The sequence below is a fragment of the Novosphingobium naphthalenivorans NBRC 102051 genome, from assembly GCF_001590985.1.
GTDB lineage: Bacteria > Pseudomonadota > Alphaproteobacteria > Sphingomonadales > Sphingomonadaceae > Novosphingobium > Novosphingobium naphthalenivorans.
Genome location: NZ_BCTX01000013.1, coordinates 58,614 through 79,644, shown reverse-complemented (window position 1 = coordinate 79,644; position 21,031 = coordinate 58,614). Strand labels below are relative to the sequence as shown.

Sequence of the window (21,031 nt, the reverse complement as noted above, 5' to 3'; positions counted from 1 at the left end):
TTGGCCCTAGAACTCGGACCAGTCGCCCTCCGGGGCACCGACAGCCTTGCGGCCGCCACCGGCCACCGCGCGCAGCGGGGCTGCGGCCGGCCGCGGTGCAGGGGCCGGCTTCCGGAAGGAAGGGGCCGTGCGGGGCCGGCTGGTGCCGAGGTTGAACATCTTGACCAGATTGGCGAGGTCTTCCGCCTGTGTGGCCAGATTGCGCGCGGCCGCGGTCGCTTCTTCGACCATGGCAGCGTTCTGCTGAGTCATGGTGTCCATCTCGCTTACCGCCGAATTGACGTGGCCGAGCTGGCCGGCCTGCTGCTGGGCCTCATCGGAAATCTGCGATGCAAGGCCGGCGATTCCAGTGACCTTTTCGACAATGCGGTGAAAGACTTCGCCGGTACGGCCGACGAGGGTGACGCCGCGTTCCACTTGCTGCTCGGCGTCGCCGATCAGGTTCTTGATGCTCTGCGCGGCTTCGGCGGAGCGCTGGGCCAGCGCCCGGACTTCGGTTGCGACGACCGCGAACCCCTTGCCGGCATCGCCTGCGCGGGCGGCTTCGACACCGGCGTTGAGCGCCAGCAGGTTGGTCTGGAAGGCAATGGAGTCGATCACGTTGACGAAAGCGCCGATTTCCAGAGCGGACTTCTGGATGCCATCCATCGCCTGGACGGCATCCTCGACCACTTTGCCGCCTTCACGGGCTTCGGTTTCCGCCTGGCCCACTGAACGATTCACTTCGCCGGCGCCTTGCGCTGCGGCCTGGACGCCCGAGGTGAGCTCGTTGAGGGCTGAGGCCGATTCCTCCAGCGTCGCGGCCTGGTTCTCGGTGCGCTGGGAAAGATCGTCGCTGGCAGAGCGGATTTCGGACGAGCCGATGCGGATCTGGTCCGAAGCTTCCTGCACGCTGCCAAGCGTCTTGGCGATCGCGCTGCACATGGTCGAGAAATCGGTCTCGATCTGCTTGAATTCCTCGGGCAACCCTTCGACTCTCGCTGTGAGGTCTCCCCGGGAAACCTGGCCGAGTGCGTCCGACAGGCTGTCCAGCACCATTGTGCGGCGTTCTTCCTGCGCCTTGATGTAGGACGAGGTCGCCAGTTCCACATCGAGCAGGGCCACCTTGATAAGCGTGCCGATCTTGCGGGCCTTGGTCCGGCCGAGAACGCCGCTGATCGAATGGGTCAGTTCGGCTTCGATCAGTTCCGCAAGAATGGAGGCATAGCCGCCGACATAGAGATTGGGCTCAAGGCCGATTTGCGCGTGGACCTGGCCGATGCGCTCGGCGCGGTCTATGTAGTTGCGATCCACAGTGCCCGAAAACAGGTCCGCCCAGTGCTTCATCTGCCGTGCGCGGGCGCTATTCATCACCTGTTGCGAGGGGAAGAATTTCCGCCGCTCGGGGTCGGCATTGACGTCCGCGTAGAACTTGTCGAGGACTTTGGGAGCCAGCCGTTCGATGGACCGTCCTATGTCAGGAAAGCGTGCCATGTCGCTGGAATCCAGAGAGAATGCGCGGAGCTTTGCGGAAATATCGTGGTGGGGGGCCGGGGTGGACATGCGAGTTCCTGTTGATTGAAGGCCTCTCGCAGATACCCATTCTATACCCAATTTCAGGTATGCGAACGGCTACGTATTATTCCCCTGATATGCCCTCGGTGCATAGGGGAAAAGCTTGCCAAGCCAATCGCTTGCATCGGTGAAATTCGGTGCTTTGGGTTCCAATTCGTATTATTGCTTTGAGTAATACTGGACGCGGGCTGCCCCCGTCCTGAGACGCCGATTGGTTAACGGATGCTGTCGTTCAGATGCTTCAGGAAGCCAGTTGCGAAAGAACGTCTGCGGCAAAAGTGCTTAACGTGTCGTCGCGGGCGCCCATTATGACCACGCGGTCGCCGTCTCTTGCAATTTCTGCAATCCGCTTGCCGCACGCCTCGCGCGAGGGGATATATTCGGCCTTGCCGCCAGCCTCGCCGATCAGCCGCACGATCCGTTCGCTGCCTTCGCTGCGATCGACGGTGCCGCCGAAATAGACAGGATCGCACAGGATGGTGACGTCGTCCGGCCCCAGTTTGCGGGCGAAGACTTGCGCCAGTTCCGCGCCCATCTGGCGCAAGGGGCCGTAACCGTGCGGCTGGAAGAAGGCGATGACCCGGCCGGGATGAGCCTTGAGCGTCGCCAGCGTGGCGGAGACCTTGTCCGGGTTATGGCCGAAGTCGTCGATCACGGTGATCCCGCTTGCGCTCGTGCCGACAATGTCGAAACGGCGGGCGAGCCCTGCAAAGCTGCCCAGTGCCGCGACGGCTTCGGCCACGGGAACGCCTGCGGCATGGGCGGCGGCAATCGCGGCCAGCGCATTGTAGAGGTTGTGCCGCCCCGGCACCTTGAGGCTGAGCGGATGGGCGCTGCCGTCGCGCCGGTCGAGCACAGTGGCGGTAAGGCTAGTGGCCTGCTCCACGATGTCCGCCGCGCCGATCTGCGCGTCTGGCGAAGTCACGCCGAACGTCACCAGCGTTTTGGCATGAGCGGCCAGCGCGGCCGTCTCGGCATCGTCGAGATTGACCACGGCGACATCGGCCCGGCCAAGGAAATCGCCGAAGAGCTGGCGCAGTTCCTCCAGGCTCTTGTGATCGAGGCTGACATTGCCGAGCACCGCCACGCTGGGCCGGTAGAGCGCGATCGAGCCGTCGCTTTCATCGACTTCGGAGACGAAGATCCGGCCTTGCCCCACGCGCGCGCTGGCGAAGGGCGCATCGGGCGTGACGAAATTCTTCATCACCGCGCCGTTCATGATCGTGGGATCGCGTCCGGTCTGTGTCATGATCCAGCCGGTCATGCCGGTGACGGTCGACTTGCCCGAAGTGCCGCCGATGGCAATGCCGGCGGGGGCCGCGTTGAACAGGGTGGCGAGCAGCTGCGCCCGGCTCATCCGCGCACAGCCGAGCTCTTTCGCGCGCACCATTTCGGGTACGGTGTCTTCCACCGCTGCCGAGGCGACGAGAGTCTGGTCCGCCGAGACCACGCCGCTGCCGTCCTGCGGGAACAGGTCGAAGCCCAGGCTTTCCAGCCAGGCGAACTTTTCCGGCGTGCGGCCCTGATCGCGGCTGCGGTCAGACCCGGCGACCACGGCGCCCTGGCCTTTCAGGATCAGCGCCAGGGGCAACATACCCGAGCCGCCGATGCCGCAGAAGAACCAGGGATGAGCGGTGAGGGCAGGCGCGTCTGTCATCAGGCTTCGGTATGCGGCCTTTGCCGTCAAGACAACTGTCATCCGGCGAAAGGGGGTAGGCGCCCGCCCGCCTGTCGTGGATAAGCGGGCACCCCGCTTTCGTGGGGGTGACAAATCAGGGTAGGGGAACGCCATGACCCGTATCGCCGTCTGCGCGCCATCGGCGCCCATTGCCCGTGAGGATGCGGAGCGCGTCAAGGCGCTGGCCCTCGCGGAGTTCCCCGAGGCTGAACTGGTGATCCACGAGCAGTGCTTTGCCACGGAAGGCCATTTCGCGGGCAGCGACGCGGTGCGGCTGGAGGCGCTGGTCGAATGCGCCAACGACCCTTCCATCGATGCCGTGTGGTTTGCGCGCGGCGGCTATGGCGCCTGCCGGATCGCGGAAGAGGCCTTGGAACGCTTCGATCATGCGGCGCAGGGCAAGATGTTTCTGGGCTATTCGGATGCCGGCTATCTGCTGGGCGCTCTTTATCGCGAGCGGATCGGCAAGCCGGTTCACGGCCCGATGCTGGGCGACATGCGGCGCGAGGGCGGCGACGAGGCCATCCGGCGGGCGCTGGCGCATCTGGGCGGGGACCGCTCCGGGCTCGAACCTTCGCTTGGCGCGGAGAAGCATCCGGTGGTGGCCTTCAACCTGATGACGCTGGCGATGCTGTGCGGCACGCGGCTGATGCCGGGGCTCGCGGGGCATGTGGTGATGATCGAGGAAGTCTCGGAATATCTCTATGCGGTCGACCGGCTGTTCTTCCACGCCACAGCGCATCTGGGCGGTATTGCCGGGCTGCGGTTGGGGCGCGTCAGCGACGTGCCTCAGAATGATCGCCCCTTCGGCGCGGAGGCGCTGGATATCGCGCGCTACTGGTGCGAACGCCACGCCATTCCGTTCCTGGGAGAGGCCGATATCGGCCATGATGCAGCCAACAGGATTGTGCCCTTCGGGCTTGCGGAGGCGCGCCAAGGGCAATAACGCGCCCCGCCACAACCAGATTCGCAATCGGCAGGCGCTCTCAGGCCTGCAAGACAAGAGGAGCGGCCGCCATGCGTGCATTCGTTTTTCCCGGCCAGGGCAGCCAGAAAGTGGGCATGGGCGCGGAGCTCGCGGCCGCCAGCGCTGCGGCACGCGAAGTCTTCGAGGAAGTTGACGAAGCGCTTGGCCAGAGCCTTTTCAAGCTGATGACCGAAGGTCCCGAGGACCAGCTGACGCTTACCGAAAACGCTCAGCCCGCAATCATGGCCAATGCCATTGCCGTGCTGCGCGTGCTCGAAAAGGAAGGCGGCATTGCGCTTGCCGACAAGGCGGACTTCGTGGCCGGTCACTCGCTGGGCGAGTACACCGCGCTGTGCGCTGCCGGCGCGTTCAGCCTGGCCGATACCGCGCGCCTCCTGAAGTTGCGCGGCCAGTCGATGCAGGCCGCGGTGCCGGTGGGCGTGGGCGCCATGGCGGCGCTGCTCGGTGCCGATATCGAGAAGGCGGCAGCGCTGGCCGAAGCGGCTGCCGAGGGGCAGGTCTGCACGGTCGCCAACGACAATGATCCGACGCAGGTCGTGCTGTCCGGCCACAAGGAAGCCATCGAACGCGCGATTGCGCTGGTGAAGGACTACGGCATCAAGCGCGGCATCCTGCTGCCGGTTTCGGCGCCGTTCCACTGCCCGCTGATGCAGCCCGCCGCCGACGCCATGGCCGAGGCGCTCGACAAGACCCGCCCGGGCACGCTGCGTGTGGCGCTGTTCGCCAATGTGACCGCCAGTGTCGTCACCGATCCGGCCGAAGTGCAGCGCCTGCTGGTCGAGCAGGTTACAGGCCGCGTGCGCTGGCGCGAAAGCGCGATCGCCATGAAGGATACGGGCGTCGAGAACTTCATCGAACTGGGCGGCAAGGTCGTGGGCCCCATGATCAAGCGCTCGGCGGGCGAAGTCGAGGTGACGTCGGCGGTGTCGATGGAAGACATCGAAGCGCTGGCCAAGGCGCTCTGATCCCGGCTAGAAGCCCTTTCCATGTGGGATGACCGTTTCAGCGAGCCGGGCTATGCCTATGGCACAGAGCCCAATGATTTCCTGAGAGAGCGCGTTGCCGATCTCCAGCGCGGGCGTTGCCTGTGCCTGGCCGAAGGGCAGGGGCGCAACGCGGTGTGGCTGGCGGAGCAGGGCTTCGATGTCACGGCGATGGACCAGTCCCCCGCCGGGATGGAAAAGGCACGCGAACTGGCCGTCAGCCGGGGCGTGACGATCGCCACGCAGGTGGGCGATCTGGCCGATTTCGATATGGGCGAGGGCGTGTGGGACAGCATTGTCGCCATCTTCGTGCACCTGCCCCCGGCCTTGCGCACCAGCGTCCATGCCCGGATCGCGCGGGCGCTGGCGCCGGGCGGGACAGTGCTGCTGGAAGCCTACACGCCGGACAAGTTCGACTATCCCGGTCATGGCGGGCCGCCGCGCGATCAGCTTGACCGCACGTTTACCCGGCCGATGCTGATCGATGATTTCAAGGGCCTCGATGTCATTCACGCCGAAGAGACGGTGCGGGACGTCAACGAGGGAAAGTACCATCACGGCCGCAGCGCGGTCGTCCAGTTCCTCGCGAAAAAGCCTGGAGAATAGGAAATGAGCATGTTCGACCTGCATGGAATGACTGCCGTCGTCACCGGCGCCTCGGGCGGGATCGGTTCGGCGATCGCACGCGGGCTGGCGTCGCGCGGCGCACGGCTGGTGGTCTCCGGCTCGAACGCTGACAAGCTGCGCGCGTTCCGTGACGAACTGGACGAGCACACCCCGCAGCATGTGCAGGAAGTCGATCACGTCGCGATCGCCTGCAATCTTTCGGATTCCGATCAGGTCGAGAAGCTGATTCCGGCCGCGCTCGATACACTCGGCAAGATCGACATCCTCGTGAACAACGCCGGCATCACCCGCGACAACCTCGCGATGCGCATGAAGGACGAGGAATGGGACGCGGTGATCCGCGTGAACCTGGAATCCACCTTCCGCCTGATGCGCGCTGCGACCAAGCCGATGATGAAGGCGCGCTTCGGCCGCATCATCAACATTACCTCGATCGTCGGCACCACCGGCAATCCGGGCCAGATGAACTACTGCGCGGCCAAGGGCGGCATCACTGCCATGTCGAAGAGCCTCGCGCAGGAACTGGCGACCCGCAACGTCACGGTGAACTGCGTCGCTCCGGGCTTCATCCGCACCGCGATGACCGACGTGCTGCCCGACGCGCAGAAGGAAGCGCTCAACGCCAAGATCCCGGCCGGCCGCATGGGCGAGGGCGAGGACATCGCCGCTGCCACCGTGTTCCTGGCGAGCAAGGAAGCGGGTTACATCACCGGCCAGACGATCCACGTCAACGGCGGCATGGTGATGGTCTGAGGCCATGCAGGCCCGCTGCCACGTTGTCCTGCTCGGAGATTCGATCTTCGACAATGCGGCATATGTGAACGGCGGGCCCGATGTGGCGGCATCGTTGCGTGAACGCCTGGACGAACAGGATCGCGTCACTCTGCTGGCCATCGATGGCAGTGTGACCGGGGATGTCACCGAACAGCTTGATCGTCTCCCGACAGACGCCACACATGTGATTGTTTCGGCGGGTGGCAACGACCTGTTGCATCACGTAGCCGTTTTGGGTGATGCCGTGGAAAATCTGGGCGATGCCTTGCTTCGGCTGGCATCCATGCGGGCGCCTTTCGCGCGGGCTCACAGCGTCATGACCGAGGCTCTTGCCAGTCTGAATCTGCCGGTCGCTGTTTGCACGATATACGATGCGAATTTCGAACCACCGCAAGATCTTATGGTCTCTACTGCGCTTGGTGTCTTCAATGATGCCATCACGCGCAATGTTCACAGGGCAGGACTCGATCTGCTGGACTTGCGTCTCGTCTGCGATGACCGCGGGGACTACGCTAATCCCATTGAGCCATCGGTGCAGGGCGGCGGCAAAATTGCGGAAGCCCTGCTGCGCTATGTGGCCGGAGTGGACCAACGGACTCCGTCGACACGCATATTCTTATAGGCTTTGCGAACCAGCCTTGCGGTAGGGCTTGCCGTCCTCGTCGCAGACATGCGCGCGCAGTGTGTTTGCCAGCTTGCTGGCCACGGGGATGATCGGGTCTTCCGCCATCCCCGGTTCGGCGAAGCGGACCATGCCGTCCGGTGTCCAGAACAGCGCGCGCAGCCACTTGTGGCAATCTTCGCGGAAAATTTCCGCGTCACCGCCCCGGTTGGGCAGCGTGACGACTTGCTCGGTCAGCGGGTTTGTTACTGCGGCATCGCCTTTCGCCATGCGCACGCCTTCCATGAGCTCGACAGCGCCGGTCCATTCTTCCAGCGTGATGGTCTCGGGTCTGCCCGAGGCGTCCTGCCGCTCTATGTGAAGATTGCGGACCAAGTCTTTCACCTCCCGTATTTCCATGGGTTCGCGGCCTGCCGGTCCCGCATCTTTGTCTCGCAGGGGCACAGGCTCTGCAGGGATAACGCAATAAACCCCAGTTTTATCCCCAGATTCGCGGATTTGCAGGTATAACGTGCTTGCCGCTGGCTATGGCCGCGTTAGAGATATCTGTCCTGAATTCGGGGATCATGTGTGTCCCCAAGGCCTACCAAGGGGGACCTGAGGCTGTCATGAAGGCCACGATCGAACGTTCCACGCTCCTGCGCTGCTTGTCCCACGTGCAGTCCGTCGTAGAGCGGCGCAATACTATTCCGATCCTTTCCAACGTCCTGATCGAGGCGTCGGCCGGTGGTGCCGTTAAGATCATGGCGACCGACCTCGACCTGCAGGTCATCGAAACGCTCGGCGCGGTTTCGGTGGAGCAGCCCGGCGCGATTACCGTTTCGGCGCACTTGCTGTTCGACATCGCCCGCAAGCTGCCCGAAGGCAGCCAGGTCAGCCTCGATGCGGCGGAAAACCGCATGATCGTGAAGGCCGGCCGCAGCCGCTTCACGCTGCCGACGCTGCCGCGCGACGATTTCCCCGTGATCGCAGAGGGTGAGCTGCCCACCAGCTTCGAGATCCCGGCGGCCACGCTGGCGCAGATGATCGACCGCACGCGCTTTGCGATCTCGACCGAGGAAACGCGCTATTACCTCAACGGCATCTTCCTGCACGTCACCGAAGACGACCTGAAGGCTGCCGCGACTGACGGCCACCGCCTCGCGCGCTTCACCATCAAGCGTCCGGACGGCGCCGAGGGAATGCCCGACGTGATCGTGCCGCGCAAATGCGTGGCCGAACTGCGCAAGCTGCTCGAAGAAGCGCTCGACACCAATGTGCTGGTGGACCTGTCCGCCAGCAAGATCCGCTTCACGCTGGGCGGTGAGCACGGCGTGGTGCTGACCAGCAAGCTGATCGACGGCACCTTCCCCGACTACACCCGCGTGATCCCGACCGGGAACGATAAGCTGCTCAAGGTCGATCCGCGCAGCTTCTTCGAAGGCGTGGACCGCGTGGCGACGATCGCCACCGAAAAGACCCGCGCGGTGAAGATGGCGCTCGATCAGGACCGCGTGACGCTTTCCGTCACGTCGCCGGACAACGGCACGGCGGCCGAAGAAGTCCCGGCGGACTATTCCTCGGAAGGCTTCGAGATCGGTTTCAATGCCAATTATCTCAAGGACATCCTTGGCCAGATCGACGGCGATTCGGTTGAACTCCACCTTGCCGATGCCGGCGCGCCGACGCTGATCCGTCAGGACGAGAAGAGCCCGGCGCTCTACGTGCTGATGCCGATGCGGGTGTAACCGCCGCGCCATAGCGATAGGGAAGGGGCCGGAACGTTCGCGTTGCCGGCCTTTTTCTTGGCTTGGTGCAGGGTGCCGGACCGGCGCTGCGACACTTTCGCGGCGCTGATGCAAGGAATACAATTTCTTACCATTCGCGGATATTTATGGCTGTCGCGAAACATTAGCAGATCGGGCCATGAGGAACCCGCTCTCCGCGCCTTCGCGCCGCCGCCCGCTCTGTCTTTTCCTGGCTTCGACGTCTCTGGCCTTGCCTGGCGCCGCACTGGCCCAGCAGGCATCCTCGGCGAAGACTGCGACTTCCGGCAAGAGCACGGCCGCCAGCAACGATGCGGGCTATCAGGACGAGATCGTCGTGACTGGCAAGGCCGTGCCCGGCGCCGTGATTGGAGACATTCCGCCGGAAAACCAGCTCGGCCGGGCCGAGATCGAATCCTACGGCGTCGATTCGATCAACGACTTGCTCGATGAGATCGCCGATCAGACTACCAGCATCGAAGGGCGCGATTCCAGCAGCGGGCCGGTCGTTCTGGTCAACGGCAAACGCATCTCGGGCGTCAACGAAGTGGGCGATCTGCCGGTCGAGTCGGTGCTGCGGGTCGATATCCTGCCCGAGGAAGTGGCGCTGAAATACGGCTATGACGCGCAGAAGAAGGTGGTGAACATCATCCTCAAGCGGCGCTTCCAGTCGAAAGTGGTCCACCTTGATGCGGGTCTGTCCGCGCAGGGCGGCGGCGGCCAGGGGCAGGGCGCCTTCACGTACACGCGCATCCACGACAACGACCGGTTCAACCTGCTCGGGCGCGTCAAGACGCAGGCGGCGATCCTCGAAAGCGACCGTGATATCGAGCCCGATGCGGATAGCGGCGTGACCGAAGCGGCCGGGCTCGCCGACGACCGTGCCTATCGCACCCTGCAGGCCTCGACCCGGTCCTACGAACTCAACGCCAGTCTGGCGCATGAGCTTTCCAGCACTGCCAATGCCTCGTTCAATCTGCGCGGCAGTTATGAAACGAGCCGTTCGCTCGATGGCCTGGCGACCGGAGAGCTGACGATCCCGGCGGACAATCCCTATGGGGACGGGACGGAGACGCAGATCACCCGCTATCTCTCGGACCGGGCGCTGGTGCAGAAGTCTCAGACCGGATCGGTATCGGCAGGCGGCACGGTCAATATCGAGCTGTCCCGGCAATGGCGGATGTCGCTGATTGGCAGCTACGAGCATTCGGAAAGCGATACCCATTCCGATACCGGCTATGACCTTGCTGCGATCCAGAACGCGCTCGATGCCGGGAATACGGCGGTCGATCCCTATGGCACGCTGCCCTCGGACCTGCTCGGGTCCGTTCTGACCGACCGGGCCAAGTCGAACACCGACACCGGCAGTGCCAGTCTGCTTGTCACTGGCAAGCTGTTTCCGATGCCGGCGGGCGATGTCGGCGTGAGTGTGAAGCTGGGCGGGGATTTCACCTCGCAGACGTCCAGCTCGATGCGCAACGGAACGCTCAGCGACAGCGACGCGGACCGCACCAACGGCAGTGCGCGCCTCAGCCTCGACGTGCCACTGACAAGCCGCAAGAAGGGCGTCCTGGGCGCGCTCGGCACGCTCAGTGTCAATTTCAACGGCGGTGTTACCCAGGTTTCCGATTACGGCACGCTCGGAACCTTCGGCTACGGCCTCAACTGGGCCCCGGTCTCGGGCGTGACGATCATTGCCGCCGTCAACGAGGACCGCAACGCGCCGACGGTTTCGCAGCTCGGCTCGCCCGTGGTCACGACCACCAATGTTCGCGTCTATGACTATGTGTCGGGCCAATCCGTGCTGGTGACGCGCACGTCGGGCGGCAATTCCGATCTCAAGGCGGATGACCGGCACGTGTTCAAACTGGGCCTGAACGCCACGCTCCTCAGCCAGCCTAAGCTCAATTTCAGCGCCACGTATGCCGACAGCCGTAACCGCAATGCGATCATGAGCCTGGGCGGCGTGACTGCGGATCTGGAGGATGCCTTCCCGGACCGGTACGTCCGCGATGCGTCCGGGGTGCTGACGGACATCGATACTCGTCCGGTCAACGTCTATCGCCAGCATACCGAACAAGTGCGCTGGGGCTTCAACTTCTCTACCGTGCTGCGCAAGCCCAAGCGCCCGCCGCGTCCGCCAAGGTTTGCGGCAGAGGGCATGGGGCAGAGGCCTGAAGGCGCCGGCCAATGGCAGCCGGGCCAGCGCGGCGAGGACGGCCCGGCCGGGGCTCCCTCCGAGCAGGCGCCGGGGCAGGCGCCGGGGCAGACGGCAGAGCAGGCGAAGGATTCGACCGGATCGGAGATCACGGTCACTGGTTCGCGTGAAGAAGAGCATCCGGATCGCGGGTTCGGCCCGCCGCCGGACGGTTTCGGTCCTCCGCCTGACGGGATGGGGCCGCCGCCCGAGGGCATGGGGCCGCCGCCTGAGGGGATGGGACCGCCTCCGGGAGGCCCTGGCGGGCCAGGTGGTCCCGGCGGTCCCGGTGGTCCGGGAGGCCGCGGCTTCTTTGGCGGCAGCGACAACGGCGCGCGGCTGCTGCTTTCGCTCTACCACACCTGGCTCCTGCGCGATGAAGTGCAGCTGACTGCGGATAGCGGCACTATCGACCTGCTCCATGGCGGCACGCTGACGGGCAGATCCTCGGCGCAGCACCAGATTCAGGCCAAGCTGGGCGTGATCGACAATGGCATCGGCCTGCGGTTCGACGGAACCTGGAAGAGCGCGACGGACGTGGCCGGGGATACCACCTCGTCATCCAGCGGCGATCTGCACTTCTCGTCGCTGTTCACGCTGGACTTGCGTCTCTTCGCCAACCTGCAGAACCGCTTCCGGGGCAAGGGCTGGGCGGAAGGCACGCGCGTGAGTCTCTCGGTCGAGAACCTGTTCAACCAGCGCCAGCGTGTGACGGACGGCACAGGGGCGACGCCTTATGCCTATCAGCCGGATTACCTCGATCCGATGGGGCGCACTGTCAAGCTGTCGCTGCGGCGTATTTTCTGACGGGGTGTGCGGGGGGAAGCGGTACTGACATTCCTCTTTGTTCCGCTTGCGGAACGTTTCATCGGGCAGGAAAGTTGGGAGAGCTGCCGTTTCCTTGTCCTCCCCGGCACGGGGAGGGGGACCATGCGCAGCATGGTGGAGGGGACTCTCGCCCAGACGGAACCTCGCGTGAGGACGCGAATCCCCTCCACCACGCCGCTATGCGTCGCGGTCCCCCTCCCCGTGCCGGGGAGGACAAGGAAATCCGCAATGCCGCCGCGTCCGGAACGGCTCCCTCCAGCCCCGTCCTTTCCGCCGGATCTTCCCGCGCGGTGCTAATTCTTGCCGGCCGCCTCGATCATGCGCTCCATGGCGACGAACTTCTCGCGCGGGGCGCCTTTGCGGGCGTTGGCGATTTCGGCTTCGTCGATTTTCTGCCAGTCGGTGAACTTGATGACGTGGATGCCGCGGCTTTCCGCCAGCGCGTCGAAGCCGGGGCGGCCCGCCTTGCCACTGCCTTCGCCGATGTCCTCGGCGATCTTTTCGACGATCGCGAAGCCGTCCGGGCGGTTGGTGCCGATCGTGCCGGTGGGGCCGCGCCGGGCCCAGCCGACGCAATAGAGACCGGGGTGGATGCGGCCGTCCTCATTGGCGAAACGGCCGCCCTTTTCGTCGAAGGGCACGCCGGGGATCTGCGATGTCTGGTAGCCGATGCAGGCGATCACCAGTCCGGCGGGAATGCGATAGGTCTCGCCGGTGCCCACGGCCCGAACGCCGCTTGGCCCCGCTTCGAGCCGGGTGCGCTCGACTTCCACTTCCTCGACGCGGCCGTTGCCCAGGATCGCCCGGGGCGAGGCGAAGAAATCGAATTCGATCGCCACGTCGCGGTCCGCGCAGGGGCCGGCGGCGGCAAAGGTACGCAAATGGCCGACCGACTTGCGCTGACCCGGATCGAGCGCCGCGTCTTCGGCTTCATCGGGCAGGTCGGCGGGGTCGACGCGCGGGCAGGCGCGCGACAGATGCGCGAGTTCGCCCAGTTCCTTGGGAGTCATGGCGATCTGGTGCGGCCCGCGCCGCCCGAGAATGGCGATCCGCCGGACTTGCGAGGCATCGAGCGCGGCGAGCGCATGGGCGACGATATCCGATCCGGCGAATTCCTCCTGCGACTTGGCAAGTATCCGCGCCACGTCGAGCGCGACATTGCCATTGCCGATGACAACGGCGGTATCATGGCTCAGCGCGGGATCGAGACCGGCGAAATGCGGATGGCCGTTGTACCAGCCGACGAACGAAGCCGAGCCGAAGACGTTGGGCAAGTCTTCCCCCGGCAGGCCCAGCTTGCGATCGTTGGGCGCGCCGGTGGCGAGGACGACGGCGTCGTAGAGATCCTGCAGTTCGGCGATCGAGACGTCCCGCCCGGCCATGACATTGCCAACGAAGCGCACATTGTCGGTCAGCGCAGTCGTCTCGTACCGGCGTGAGACGCCTTTGATCGATTGGTGATCGGGCGCGACGCCGCTGCGGATCAGGCCGAATGGGACGGGCAGGGTATCGAAGATATCGACCCTGACCGAATCGCCCCACTGCTTGAGAGCGGCTTCGGCTGTGTAGTAGCCCGCAGGTCCTGATCCGACGATTGCAATATGCCGCACGTGCCTTGTCTCCCGCCAGAACGCATCATGGGACGTTCTCTTTGCTGCAAGCAAGCATGGCTCAGGGGGCGGGGCAAGCAAAATTGCAGCAGCGAATGGGCCTGCAGGCCTGCCGATTACAGAGTGCTTCGGGGCAAGTGCTTAACCGTTTTGAAATGGCAATTCGGGCATGTCTCGACGATGGCGAGACAAGGGCGGCGTTCAACTTCCAAAGCGGCACAAACCAGTGTCCGGACGGTCCGCGCTTTTGTGCGCGCAGGCCGCGTGCCCGCGTTTCCGGAAGCCGAGCCCGAAGACGAGCTCCAAAACGAGCCCAAAAACGAGCAGGGCGAACCCAATGTCGCGCGGCTGCTGTCCGGCCCGGCCAGCGATCCCCTGCATTTCTTCGTTCCCAGCCGCTGGTGGCTCATGGGCCCCGCGCTGCTGGGCGTGACGCTGTTGCTGGGTCTGCTTTCGCGGACCGTGCCCACGTCCGTGGCTGCGGTCTCTCTGTCTGGGGGCATCATCATTTGCGCCTGCGCGCCGATGTTCGCGTGGGTGGAAGGGCGGCTCCACCACCGCGACTGGCGCCGCTACCCGTTGATGGCCGTGGCGGTGGCCTTGCCGATGGCGCTGTTCGGATACGCTGCGGCGCGCTGGACGCTGGAGCAGGGGCTGCTCACCTGGAACCTGACTATCGGCGCTTTCGTGATCGCGATGCTGATCGCAACCGCGCTGCTGGAAGGCCGGCTGGTCTCGATTGTCGCGGCGACCATCGCTGTCTGGAGCGGCGTTGCCATCTTCGACGGCTCGATGACGTCTTTGCTGATGCTGGGCATGGGCGGCGTCTTCGGAGTATATCTGGTTATCCGCCAGTCCCGCAAAGCGCTTGAGGAAGCGGACCGGCGGGCACAGCGGGAGCAGGAGCAGCGCCGTGCAGAGGAATTGCTCAACGAATACGAGGAGACCGGGCAGGGCTGGTTCTGGGAAACCGATCGCCGGGGCCACGTCACTTACGTTTCCCCGCGCATTGCCCAATTGCTGGACAAGGAGCCGGGCGCGCTGGAAGGCAAGCCCTTCACCAGCCTGTTCGTGCTGGAAACGCAGGGGCAGGAGAGCGAACGCACCTTGCCTTTCCATCTCTCGACCCGTTCCTCCTTTACCGAACTTTCGGTCCGGGCCGCGACGGGTGAGGGCGATGAGCGCTGGTGGTCGATTTCCGGCCGTCCGGTCATGGACCAGTTCAACAACTACATGGGGTTTCGCGGGTCGGGCACCGACCTCACCGAGACGCGCAAGTCCCAGCAGCATGTCACGCAGCTGGCGCGGTTCGATTCGCTGACCCAGCTCGCCAATCGCTTCCAGATGGCCGAGTGGCTGGAAAAGATCCTCACTTCGCCGCGGGTGGACAGCCGCGCCTGCGCCGTCTTCCTGCTTGACCTCGACCGCTTCAAGCAAGTCAACGACACGATGGGCCATCCGGCAGGCGATGCCCTGCTGAAGCAGGTCGCCAAGCGGCTGACCAGCACCGTGGGCGACATGGGCCGCGTCGGCCGGCTTGGCGGCGATGAATTCCAGGTGATCCTGCCGGGGCACCACCAGCGCGAAGGGTTGGCCCATCTCGCGCGGCGGATCATCGAAAATCTCTCGCAGCCCTATTCGATCGACGGCGCGCGCGTCATCATCGGCGCTTCGGTGGGCGTATCGATCTGCCCCGATGACGGCACGAGTTCGGAGGAACTGATCCGCAATGCCGACCTTGCCCTTTACGCGGCCAAAGGCGGCGGGCGCGGCCGCCATCATTTCTACGACGAGGATCTGCATTCCGACGCCAAGGAGCGCCAGCAGCTCGAAGAGGATCTGCGCGATGCCATCGCCAATGGCACGCTTGAACTGCATTACCAGCCGCAAGTGCGCACCGTTACCGAGAAGATTACCGGCTTCGAGGCGCTGCTGCGCTGGAAGCATCCCAGGCACGGCTACATGTCGCCGGCCAAGTTTGTCCCGATTGCCGAGGAGACCGGTCTCGTCGCGCAAATCGGCGAGTGGGCGCTGCGCACTGCCTGCAACGATCTTGCGAACTGGCCCGAAAGCGTGCGCGTTGCCGTGAACGTCTCGCCGCTGCAGTTCGCCAACCCGGCGCTGCCGGCGATCGTCACCAGTGCCATTGCGGCCGCGGGCATCGCGCCGTCCCGCCTCGAACTGGAAATCACCGAAAGCGTGTTCCTGGGCGACGACAAGTCGACCGAGGCGATGTTCGCCGCGCTCAAGGGCATTGGCGTGCGGCTGGCGCTGGACGATTTCGGCACTGGCTATTCCTCGCTCGGCTACCTGAAGAAGGCGCCGTTCGACAAGATCAAGATCGACCAGAGCTTCGTGCGCGGCGCCACGATCGAGGGCAGCCGCAACGGCGCGATCATCTCCTCGATCGTCAGCCTCGCCGAAGCGCTGGGCATGGAGACGACGGCGGAAGGCGTGGAGACGCTCGACGAGCTGGATCTCGTGCGGATGCTGGGCTGCAGTCACGTGCAGGGCTATATCTATGAGAGAGCGCTGCCCGCGCACATGGCGACGCAGCGGCTGGCCGAAGGCCTCTCCGCCGTGGCCAGGGGCCCCCGCTCGGCCCGGGCCCCGCGCCAGACGATGCTGCGCAAGGTCGTGCTGGAGCATGGCAGGCATGTCTACAACGGCACGATCCGCAACATCTCGCAGACGGGGGCCCTGATCGAGGGGCTGTGGAACGTGCCGCCGGGCACCGAGTTCGGTGTGCATCTGGCCGATGGCTACATGATGATGGCGACATCGCGCTGGAGCAAGGAGGACCGCATGGGCGTGCAGTTCGCCCAGCCGATGGAGCTTGATGGCAACGGCTCCGTGCTGTTCACTCCGCCCCGTCCGAAGCGGGAGCGCAGGGAGTATCCGGGAATGGTGCAGGCCGGGATGAAAAGGGCAGGCTGACAGGGACGAAAAGCGCTGCTAACGGCGCTTTCATGACAGACCTCGCCCAGATCCGTAATTTCTCGATCATTGCCCACATCGACCACGGCAAATCGACGCTCGCCGACCGCCTGATCCAGTTCACCGGCGGCCTCACCGAGCGCGAGATGTCTGCGCAAGTCCTTGATAACATGGACATCGAGAAAGAGCGCGGGATCACCATCAAGGCGCAGACGGTGCGCCTCAACTACACTGCCAAGGACGGCGTGACCTATGAGCTGAATCTCATGGACACGCCCGGCCACGTCGACTTCGCCTACGAAGTCAGCCGCAGCCTTGCCGCCTGCGAGGGCGCGCTGCTGGTGGTGGACGCCGCGCAGGGCGTCGAGGCGCAGACGCTCGCCAACGTCTACCAGTCGATCGAGCACGACCACGAGATCGTCCCCGTCATCAACAAGATCGACCTGCCCGCCGCCGAGCCGGAGAAGGTCAAGGCCGAGATCGAGGACATCATCGGCATCGATGCGTCGGACGCCGTGCTCGCCAGCGCCAAGTCCGGCATCGGTATCGAGGAAGTGCTCGAAGCCGTCGTCCAGCGCATCCCCGCTCCCAAGGGCGACCGCACCGCGCCGCTCAAGGCGCTGCTGGTCGACAGCTGGTACGACCCCTACCTCGGCGTGGTCATCCTCGTGCGCGTCATGGACGGCGCGATCAGGAAGGGCCTCTCCGTCAAGTTCATGCAGGGCGGCACCGAGCACCTGATCGACCGCGTCGGCTGCTTCACCCCCAAGCGCATCGACCTGCCCGAACTCGGCCCCGGCGAGATCGGCTTCATCACCGCGCAGATCAAGGAAGTGGAGCAGGCCAAGGTCGGCGACACCATCACCACTGTGAAGCAGGGCGCCACAGAGGCATTGCCCGGCTACAAGGAAGTGCAGTCGGTGGTGTTCTGCGGCCTGTTCCCGGTCGATGCGGCGGACTTCGAGAAGCTGCGCGATTCGATCGGCAAGCTGCGCCTCAACGACGCCAGCTTCTCCTACGAGATGGAAACCAGCGCTGCATTGGGCTTCGGCTTCCGCTGCGGCTTCCTCGGCCTCTTGCACCTGGAAATCATCCAGGAACGCCTCAGCCGCGAATACGACCTTGACCTCATCACCACCGCGCCTTCGGTGGTCTATCGCATCCAGCTCTCCAAATCGAAGAGCGAGGAAGCGCAGACCATCGAACTGCACAACCCGGCCGACTACCCCGATCCCAACCGGATCGAGGAGATCGAGGAACCGTGGATCAAGGCGGTGATCTACACGCCCGACGAATACTTGGGCGCGATCCTGAAACTGTGCCAGGACCGCCGCGGCATCCAGACCGACCTCACTTACGTCGGCGGCCGCGCGCAAGTGACGTACGAACTGCCGCTCAACGAAGTGGTGTTCGACTTCTACGACCGCCTGAAATCGATCAGCCGCGGCTACGCCAGCTTCGACTACGAACAGATCGGCCTGCGCCCCGGCGACCTCGTGAAGATGAACATCCTCGTCAACAACGAGCCGGTCGATGCGCTCTCGATGATCGTTCACCGCTCGGTGGCCGAAGAACGCGGCCGCGGCATGTGCGAGCGCCTGAAAGACCTGATCCCGCGCCACCTGTTCAAGATCCCGATCCAGGCCGCGATCGGCGGCAAGGTGATCGCCCGCGAAACCATCGCCGCCCTGCGCAAGGACGTGACCGCCAAATGCTACGGCGGCGACATCACCCGCAAGAAAAAGCTCCTCGAAAAGCAGAAGAAGGGCAAGGCGCGGATGCGTGAATACGGCAACGTCAGCATCCCGCAGGAGGCTTTCATTGCGGCGCTCAGGATGGGTGAGGAGTGACGGTACCCAAGCGACGTTTGCGCAGCAAACGGTAGCTTGGAAGCCGGTGCGCGCAGCGCATCACCCGAACCGGCTGGCCTCGCCGCAGGCGAGGTCCGCCATCATGGCTCTGCCATGATGGCGGAGGCCATCCCGCAACGCTCGCCAGATCCTCCCCGCGAACGGGGAGGGGGACCATCCGAAGGATGGTGGAGGGGCACAGGCGGTTTACAGAACGCAGAAGAAAAGATGCGAGGGTCTCAGACCCTCGCGCTCCCCATACCGTCGACCGTGCGCCCCGCAGCTATGCCGCGCGCCATCTGCGATCTCGCCACAGGGTTTGAAATTCACCGTTGATGGCATACACTGCACCTATGAACGCGCAGTCCCCCATCGTGTCGGAATTCCCGACTGCCGAGGAAGCCGCCGCCTATGAGCAATGGCTCAAGGCCAAGGTAGCTGCCTCGCTGGCGGACAAGAGCGCGCCGGTCGCGCACGACGAAGTCATGAGTGAAATGCGCGCCATCATTGAGGAAGCGCGGCGAAACACCGCGTGCTGAGTCTCCTGTGGCGCGAAAGCGCCCGGCGCGATCTCAGGCAGATCATTGGATACATTGCAGAGCGCGATGTGCAGGCCGCGATACGGTTGGCCGATGCCATCGAAGCCTGCGCCGAGCGGTTGCCCGATCATCCGTTTCTTTATCGGCCGGGCAGGGTTGCCGGAACGCGCGAAGCAGTCGTGCATCCGAACTATATTCTGGTTTACCGGGTGACGGCTTCTGCTGTGGAAGTGGTGAGCGTCGTTCACGCGCGGCAGCAATACCCCTGAGTTTCAAAATCCTCCCCGTTCCGGGGAGGGGGCTATGCTCCGCTCATCCTGAGCCTTGAGCCTGTCGAAGGGGCGCAGGCGGTTTACAGAACGCAGAAGAAGAAGAAAGATGCGAGGGTTACAGACCCTCGCGCTCCCGATACCGTCGTCCTCGCGCCTTGCAGCCCTGTTCGGCTGTCAAACCCCGGAAAGCAGTACGTCAATGGCATCGACTATCTCGACATGCCGGTCTGCGAGCGACGCCACCGCCGGGCCCAGATCGCGCCGCCGGATGGCGCCAGCCGACTGCGTCAGCATCACGTAATCCGCACCGTCCACCTGAAATACGGGATTGAGCCGTGTTACGGGCGGCGGAGCCTGCTTCACCGGCAGCAGCGGAACGACGAACCGGCTGTCGATATGATCAAGCAGGTCTGACTGGCAATTGAGGACAAGGCCATGGCCATTCGCCAGTCTGTGAAGGTCGAACTGTGCCATGTCAGAACAGGCGCAGGTTTTCGAGCGGAAGCCCGTTTTCCTCGACGTAGCGATTATAGGAATCCAGCGCTTCGCGGTTTTCTTCCAGCCAACGCGCCGCGCGCACTTCGGCAATGGTCTCCACAAGTCCGCGCTCACAGGCTTGCGAGATGTTGATGCCCAGATCGCGCGCTTCCGCCAGATGTTCGCGGTTGAGCGAGACGTTGGTTGCGCGCCGGGCGGGACCGGCGCTGTCGGAAGTCGGATATGCATATTTCATGCGTATAGAATATGCCTAGATTGCTTTTGTGGCAATGCTGACGGACTGCCTGACTGGGTGAGACCAGTTGGCATACTATGCTAACGCGGTTGTGGATTAATGCCTATTGGCACTTGCGCAAGTAGAGTGCCAATGTGATCTATGAAGGCTGATATGGATTGGGGGTCGAGCGCCAACTCGACCCCCGGTTCATCCACCGATTCCTGAGAGGTCGCGGTGGATGCTGTCCCGATAGGGCGCGTGGTGCCTATGGCCATCGTGCAGGCAGTTCGTCAAGCGACCCCTCGATTTATCAACGCGATTGCCAACAAGGCTTTGTACAGCCTTGTCCACAGTTTCTTGGTGTTCGCGTTGGAGGAGTCAGGCAATGGCTTTGAACAATATACACTTACGCAAGTTGCTAAAAATCCTTTATCTTCCCGCCAATCAGCGGAGATCTGAGCTTCGTAAGGACATCCGTGATGAACGTGACCGGCTCGCCGGTGGAGGAGCAGGGGGCGGCGATTTCTACGCGCCGTTCTGGTCGGATGCGAAGCGACATGTTTTTGGTCGGCTCGATTTGCTTGATGCCGTCGATGATAGGATTGCTGTCAACGGCAGACGGGATAACCTGTATCCGCTTCTGCGCGATGGCTTTTTGACTTGGTGGAATGAGCGTCGCCGCTGGACGAACGAGCCCTTCGCCCCTGGGCGCTCGCTTCGGAGTCGCTTCCTATTTCCAGCGTTGGAAGCGACGGTGAAAGTAGATAACATCCTGGCTGTCCGTGATGGTCTTGATACTGAACACGCGATATACCCGTATTTTGCACCTAGCCCTGAACTTTCCGATGAGGCCGCGCGATTGGGCTTGTGGCTTTTGACGCAAACATTCCCGGAAATTTCACCGCAAGAGTTCCGGATTCTGGATGTTATCAGGGGGCGGACATTCTCGCTGGACAGGCACCCGTTGCACGGCAACGAAGAAGTCATCTTTTCTCGTCGTTATTCGCAAGCCCTGAATGAGCGTGCCATTTTAGAACGTGAATATGATCGCTGATGGGTCTGTGAGTGGAGGTCACGAGTTGTGTTTACAGAGGTCCTCAACCTAGGAACTT

General features: G+C 63.8%; 18 protein-coding genes. 12 read left to right on the top strand and 6 right to left on the bottom strand.

Translation table 11 applies throughout. The features are described from left to right. Positions 1 to 6 precede the first annotated feature (6 nt). Both NN5_RS06550 and NN5_RS06545 read right to left on the bottom strand, forming a co-directional pair. Complete coding sequence (locus NN5_RS06550) at positions 7 to 1,542, bottom strand: globin-coupled sensor protein (RefSeq protein ID WP_067733157.1); 1,536 nt, start codon at positions 1,540 to 1,542, stop codon at positions 7 to 9. Positions 1,543 to 1,795: 253 nt separating this feature from the next. After that, the gene (locus NN5_RS06545; RefSeq protein ID WP_067733156.1) at positions 1,796 to 3,211 is read right to left on the bottom strand and encodes a glutamate ligase domain-containing protein; all 1,416 of its coding nucleotides are present in this window, start codon (positions 3,209 to 3,211) and stop codon (positions 1,796 to 1,798) included. A 133-nt stretch (positions 3,212 to 3,344) separates the two neighbouring features. Here NN5_RS06545 and NN5_RS06540 point away from each other — a divergent pair, with 133 nt between their 5' ends. The 5 genes from NN5_RS06540 to NN5_RS06520 all read left to right on the top strand — a co-directional run bounded on the left by NN5_RS06540 (position 3,345) and on the right by NN5_RS06520 (position 7,226). Beyond that, positions 3,345 to 4,178: an LD-carboxypeptidase gene (locus NN5_RS06540; RefSeq protein WP_067733155.1), complete on the top strand. Its 834-nt coding sequence runs from the start codon at positions 3,345 to 3,347 to the stop codon at positions 4,176 to 4,178. 71 nt (positions 4,179 to 4,249) lie between these two features. Continuing rightward, positions 4,250 to 5,185, top strand: a complete 936-nt coding sequence (fabD, locus tag NN5_RS06535) for an ACP S-malonyltransferase (protein WP_067733154.1) — start codon at positions 4,250 to 4,252, stop codon at positions 5,183 to 5,185. Positions 5,186 to 5,206: 21 nt separating this feature from the next. Beyond that, the gene (locus NN5_RS06530; protein ID WP_067733153.1) at positions 5,207 to 5,809 is read left to right on the top strand and encodes a class I SAM-dependent methyltransferase; all 603 of its coding nucleotides are present in this window, start codon (positions 5,207 to 5,209) and stop codon (positions 5,807 to 5,809) included. A gap of 9 nt (positions 5,810 to 5,818) precedes the next feature. After that, the gene (gene fabG, locus NN5_RS06525) at positions 5,819 to 6,583 is read left to right on the top strand and encodes a 3-oxoacyl-[acyl-carrier-protein] reductase (RefSeq protein WP_067733152.1); all 765 of its coding nucleotides are present in this window, start codon (positions 5,819 to 5,821) and stop codon (positions 6,581 to 6,583) included. Positions 6,584 to 6,587: 4 nt separating this feature from the next. Beyond that, positions 6,588 to 7,226 carry an SGNH/GDSL hydrolase family protein gene (locus NN5_RS06520; RefSeq protein WP_067733151.1) on the top strand — a complete coding sequence of 213 codons (639 nt, stop codon included), beginning with the start codon at positions 6,588 to 6,590 and terminating at the stop codon, positions 7,224 to 7,226. Here NN5_RS06520 and NN5_RS06515 read toward each other — a convergent pair. After that, positions 7,221 to 7,610 carry a hypothetical protein gene (locus NN5_RS06515; RefSeq protein WP_067733150.1) on the bottom strand — a complete coding sequence of 130 codons (390 nt, stop codon included), beginning with the start codon at positions 7,608 to 7,610 and terminating at the stop codon, positions 7,221 to 7,223. The two genes, NN5_RS06520 and NN5_RS06515, sit on opposite strands and share 6 nt — an antisense overlap. Before the next feature lie 224 nt (positions 7,611 to 7,834). On the opposite strand from NN5_RS06515, the gene dnaN reads away from it, so the two are divergent. Further along, positions 7,835 to 8,953, top strand: coding sequence for a DNA polymerase III subunit beta (gene dnaN, locus NN5_RS06510; protein WP_067733149.1), 1,119 nt, complete (start codon positions 7,835 to 7,837; stop codon positions 8,951 to 8,953). Positions 8,954 to 9,131: 178 nt separating this feature from the next. After that, positions 9,132 to 11,975: a TonB-dependent receptor gene (locus tag NN5_RS06505; protein WP_067733148.1), complete on the top strand. Its 2,844-nt coding sequence runs from the start codon at positions 9,132 to 9,134 to the stop codon at positions 11,973 to 11,975. A gap of 314 nt (positions 11,976 to 12,289) precedes the next feature. Here the strand turns inward: NN5_RS06505 and NN5_RS06500 are convergent, their stop codons facing one another. Then, positions 12,290 to 13,606 (bottom strand): FAD-dependent oxidoreductase, encoded by a 1,317-nt coding sequence (locus NN5_RS06500; protein WP_067733147.1) that lies wholly within the window; start codon positions 13,604 to 13,606, stop codon positions 12,290 to 12,292. A gap of 180 nt (positions 13,607 to 13,786) precedes the next feature. On the opposite strand from NN5_RS06500, the gene NN5_RS06495 reads away from it, so the two are divergent. The 4 genes from NN5_RS06495 to NN5_RS06480 all read left to right on the top strand — a co-directional run bounded on the left by NN5_RS06495 (position 13,787) and on the right by NN5_RS06480 (position 19,201). Beyond that, the gene (locus NN5_RS06495; protein ID WP_084384771.1) at positions 13,787 to 16,543 is read left to right on the top strand and encodes an EAL domain-containing protein; all 2,757 of its coding nucleotides are present in this window, start codon (positions 13,787 to 13,789) and stop codon (positions 16,541 to 16,543) included. 32 nt (positions 16,544 to 16,575) lie between these two features. After that, on the top strand, positions 16,576 to 18,393 hold the full coding sequence (gene lepA / locus NN5_RS06490) for a translation elongation factor 4 (RefSeq protein WP_067733146.1): 1,818 nt from the start codon (positions 16,576 to 16,578) through the stop codon (positions 18,391 to 18,393). A gap of 353 nt (positions 18,394 to 18,746) precedes the next feature. Then, positions 18,747 to 18,932 carry a type II toxin-antitoxin system RelB family antitoxin gene (gene relB / locus NN5_RS06485; RefSeq protein ID WP_067733145.1) on the top strand — a complete coding sequence of 62 codons (186 nt, stop codon included), beginning with the start codon at positions 18,747 to 18,749 and terminating at the stop codon, positions 18,930 to 18,932. Next, positions 18,926 to 19,201, top strand: coding sequence for a type II toxin-antitoxin system RelE/ParE family toxin (locus tag NN5_RS06480; protein WP_067733144.1), 276 nt, complete (start codon positions 18,926 to 18,928; stop codon positions 19,199 to 19,201). The genes relB and NN5_RS06480 overlap by 7 nt, the downstream gene beginning before the upstream one ends. Positions 19,202 to 19,378: 177 nt before the next feature. On the opposite strand, the gene NN5_RS06475 is transcribed toward NN5_RS06480, so the two are convergent. Then, entirely contained in the window at positions 19,379 to 19,678 is a 300-nt protein-coding gene (locus tag NN5_RS06475; RefSeq protein WP_067733143.1) for a CcdB family protein, read from the bottom strand. Between the two features lies 1 nt (position 19,679). Next, positions 19,680 to 19,937 carry a type II toxin-antitoxin system CcdA family antitoxin gene (locus NN5_RS06470; RefSeq protein WP_067733142.1) on the bottom strand — a complete coding sequence of 86 codons (258 nt, stop codon included), beginning with the start codon at positions 19,935 to 19,937 and terminating at the stop codon, positions 19,680 to 19,682. A 367-nt stretch (positions 19,938 to 20,304) separates the two neighbouring features. Between NN5_RS06470 and NN5_RS06465 the strand changes: the two genes are divergently transcribed. Then, positions 20,305 to 20,973 (top strand): hypothetical protein, encoded by a 669-nt coding sequence (locus tag NN5_RS06465; RefSeq protein ID WP_067733141.1) that lies wholly within the window; start codon positions 20,305 to 20,307, stop codon positions 20,971 to 20,973. Positions 20,974 to 21,031: the final 58 nt, after the last annotated feature.

Excerpts from the sequence above, each read along its gene's own strand:
- relB (WP_067733145.1), top strand. The coding sequence starts at position 18,747 with ATGAACGCGCAGTCCCCCATCGTGTCGGAATTCCCGACTGCCGAGGAA.
- fabD (WP_067733154.1), top strand. The coding sequence starts at position 4,250 with ATGCGTGCATTCGTTTTTCCCGGCCAGGGCAGCCAGAAAGTGGGCATG.
- NN5_RS06475 (WP_067733143.1), bottom strand. The coding sequence starts at position 19,678 with ATGGCACAGTTCGACCTTCACAGACTGGCGAATGGCCATGGCCTTGTC.
- fabG (WP_067733152.1), top strand. The coding sequence starts at position 5,819 with ATGTTCGACCTGCATGGAATGACTGCCGTCGTCACCGGCGCCTCGGGC.
- NN5_RS06505 (WP_067733148.1), top strand. The coding sequence starts at position 9,132 with ATGAGGAACCCGCTCTCCGCGCCTTCGCGCCGCCGCCCGCTCTGTCTT.
- NN5_RS06465 (WP_067733141.1), top strand. The coding sequence starts at position 20,305 with ATGGCTTTGAACAATATACACTTACGCAAGTTGCTAAAAATCCTTTAT.
- NN5_RS06470 (WP_067733142.1), bottom strand. The coding sequence starts at position 19,937 with ATGAAATATGCATATCCGACTTCCGACAGCGCCGGTCCCGCCCGGCGC.
- lepA (WP_067733146.1), top strand. The coding sequence starts at position 16,576 with ATGACAGACCTCGCCCAGATCCGTAATTTCTCGATCATTGCCCACATC.
- NN5_RS06530 (WP_067733153.1), top strand. The coding sequence starts at position 5,207 with ATGTGGGATGACCGTTTCAGCGAGCCGGGCTATGCCTATGGCACAGAG.
- dnaN (WP_067733149.1), top strand. The coding sequence starts at position 7,835 with ATGAAGGCCACGATCGAACGTTCCACGCTCCTGCGCTGCTTGTCCCAC.
- NN5_RS06550 (WP_067733157.1), bottom strand. The coding sequence starts at position 1,542 with ATGTCCACCCCGGCCCCCCACCACGATATTTCCGCAAAGCTCCGCGCA.
- NN5_RS06540 (WP_067733155.1), top strand. The coding sequence starts at position 3,345 with ATGACCCGTATCGCCGTCTGCGCGCCATCGGCGCCCATTGCCCGTGAG.
- NN5_RS06495 (WP_084384771.1), top strand. The coding sequence starts at position 13,787 with ATGGCGAGACAAGGGCGGCGTTCAACTTCCAAAGCGGCACAAACCAGT.
- NN5_RS06520 (WP_067733151.1), top strand. The coding sequence starts at position 6,588 with ATGCAGGCCCGCTGCCACGTTGTCCTGCTCGGAGATTCGATCTTCGAC.
- NN5_RS06545 (WP_067733156.1), bottom strand. The coding sequence starts at position 3,211 with ATGACAGACGCGCCTGCCCTCACCGCTCATCCCTGGTTCTTCTGCGGC.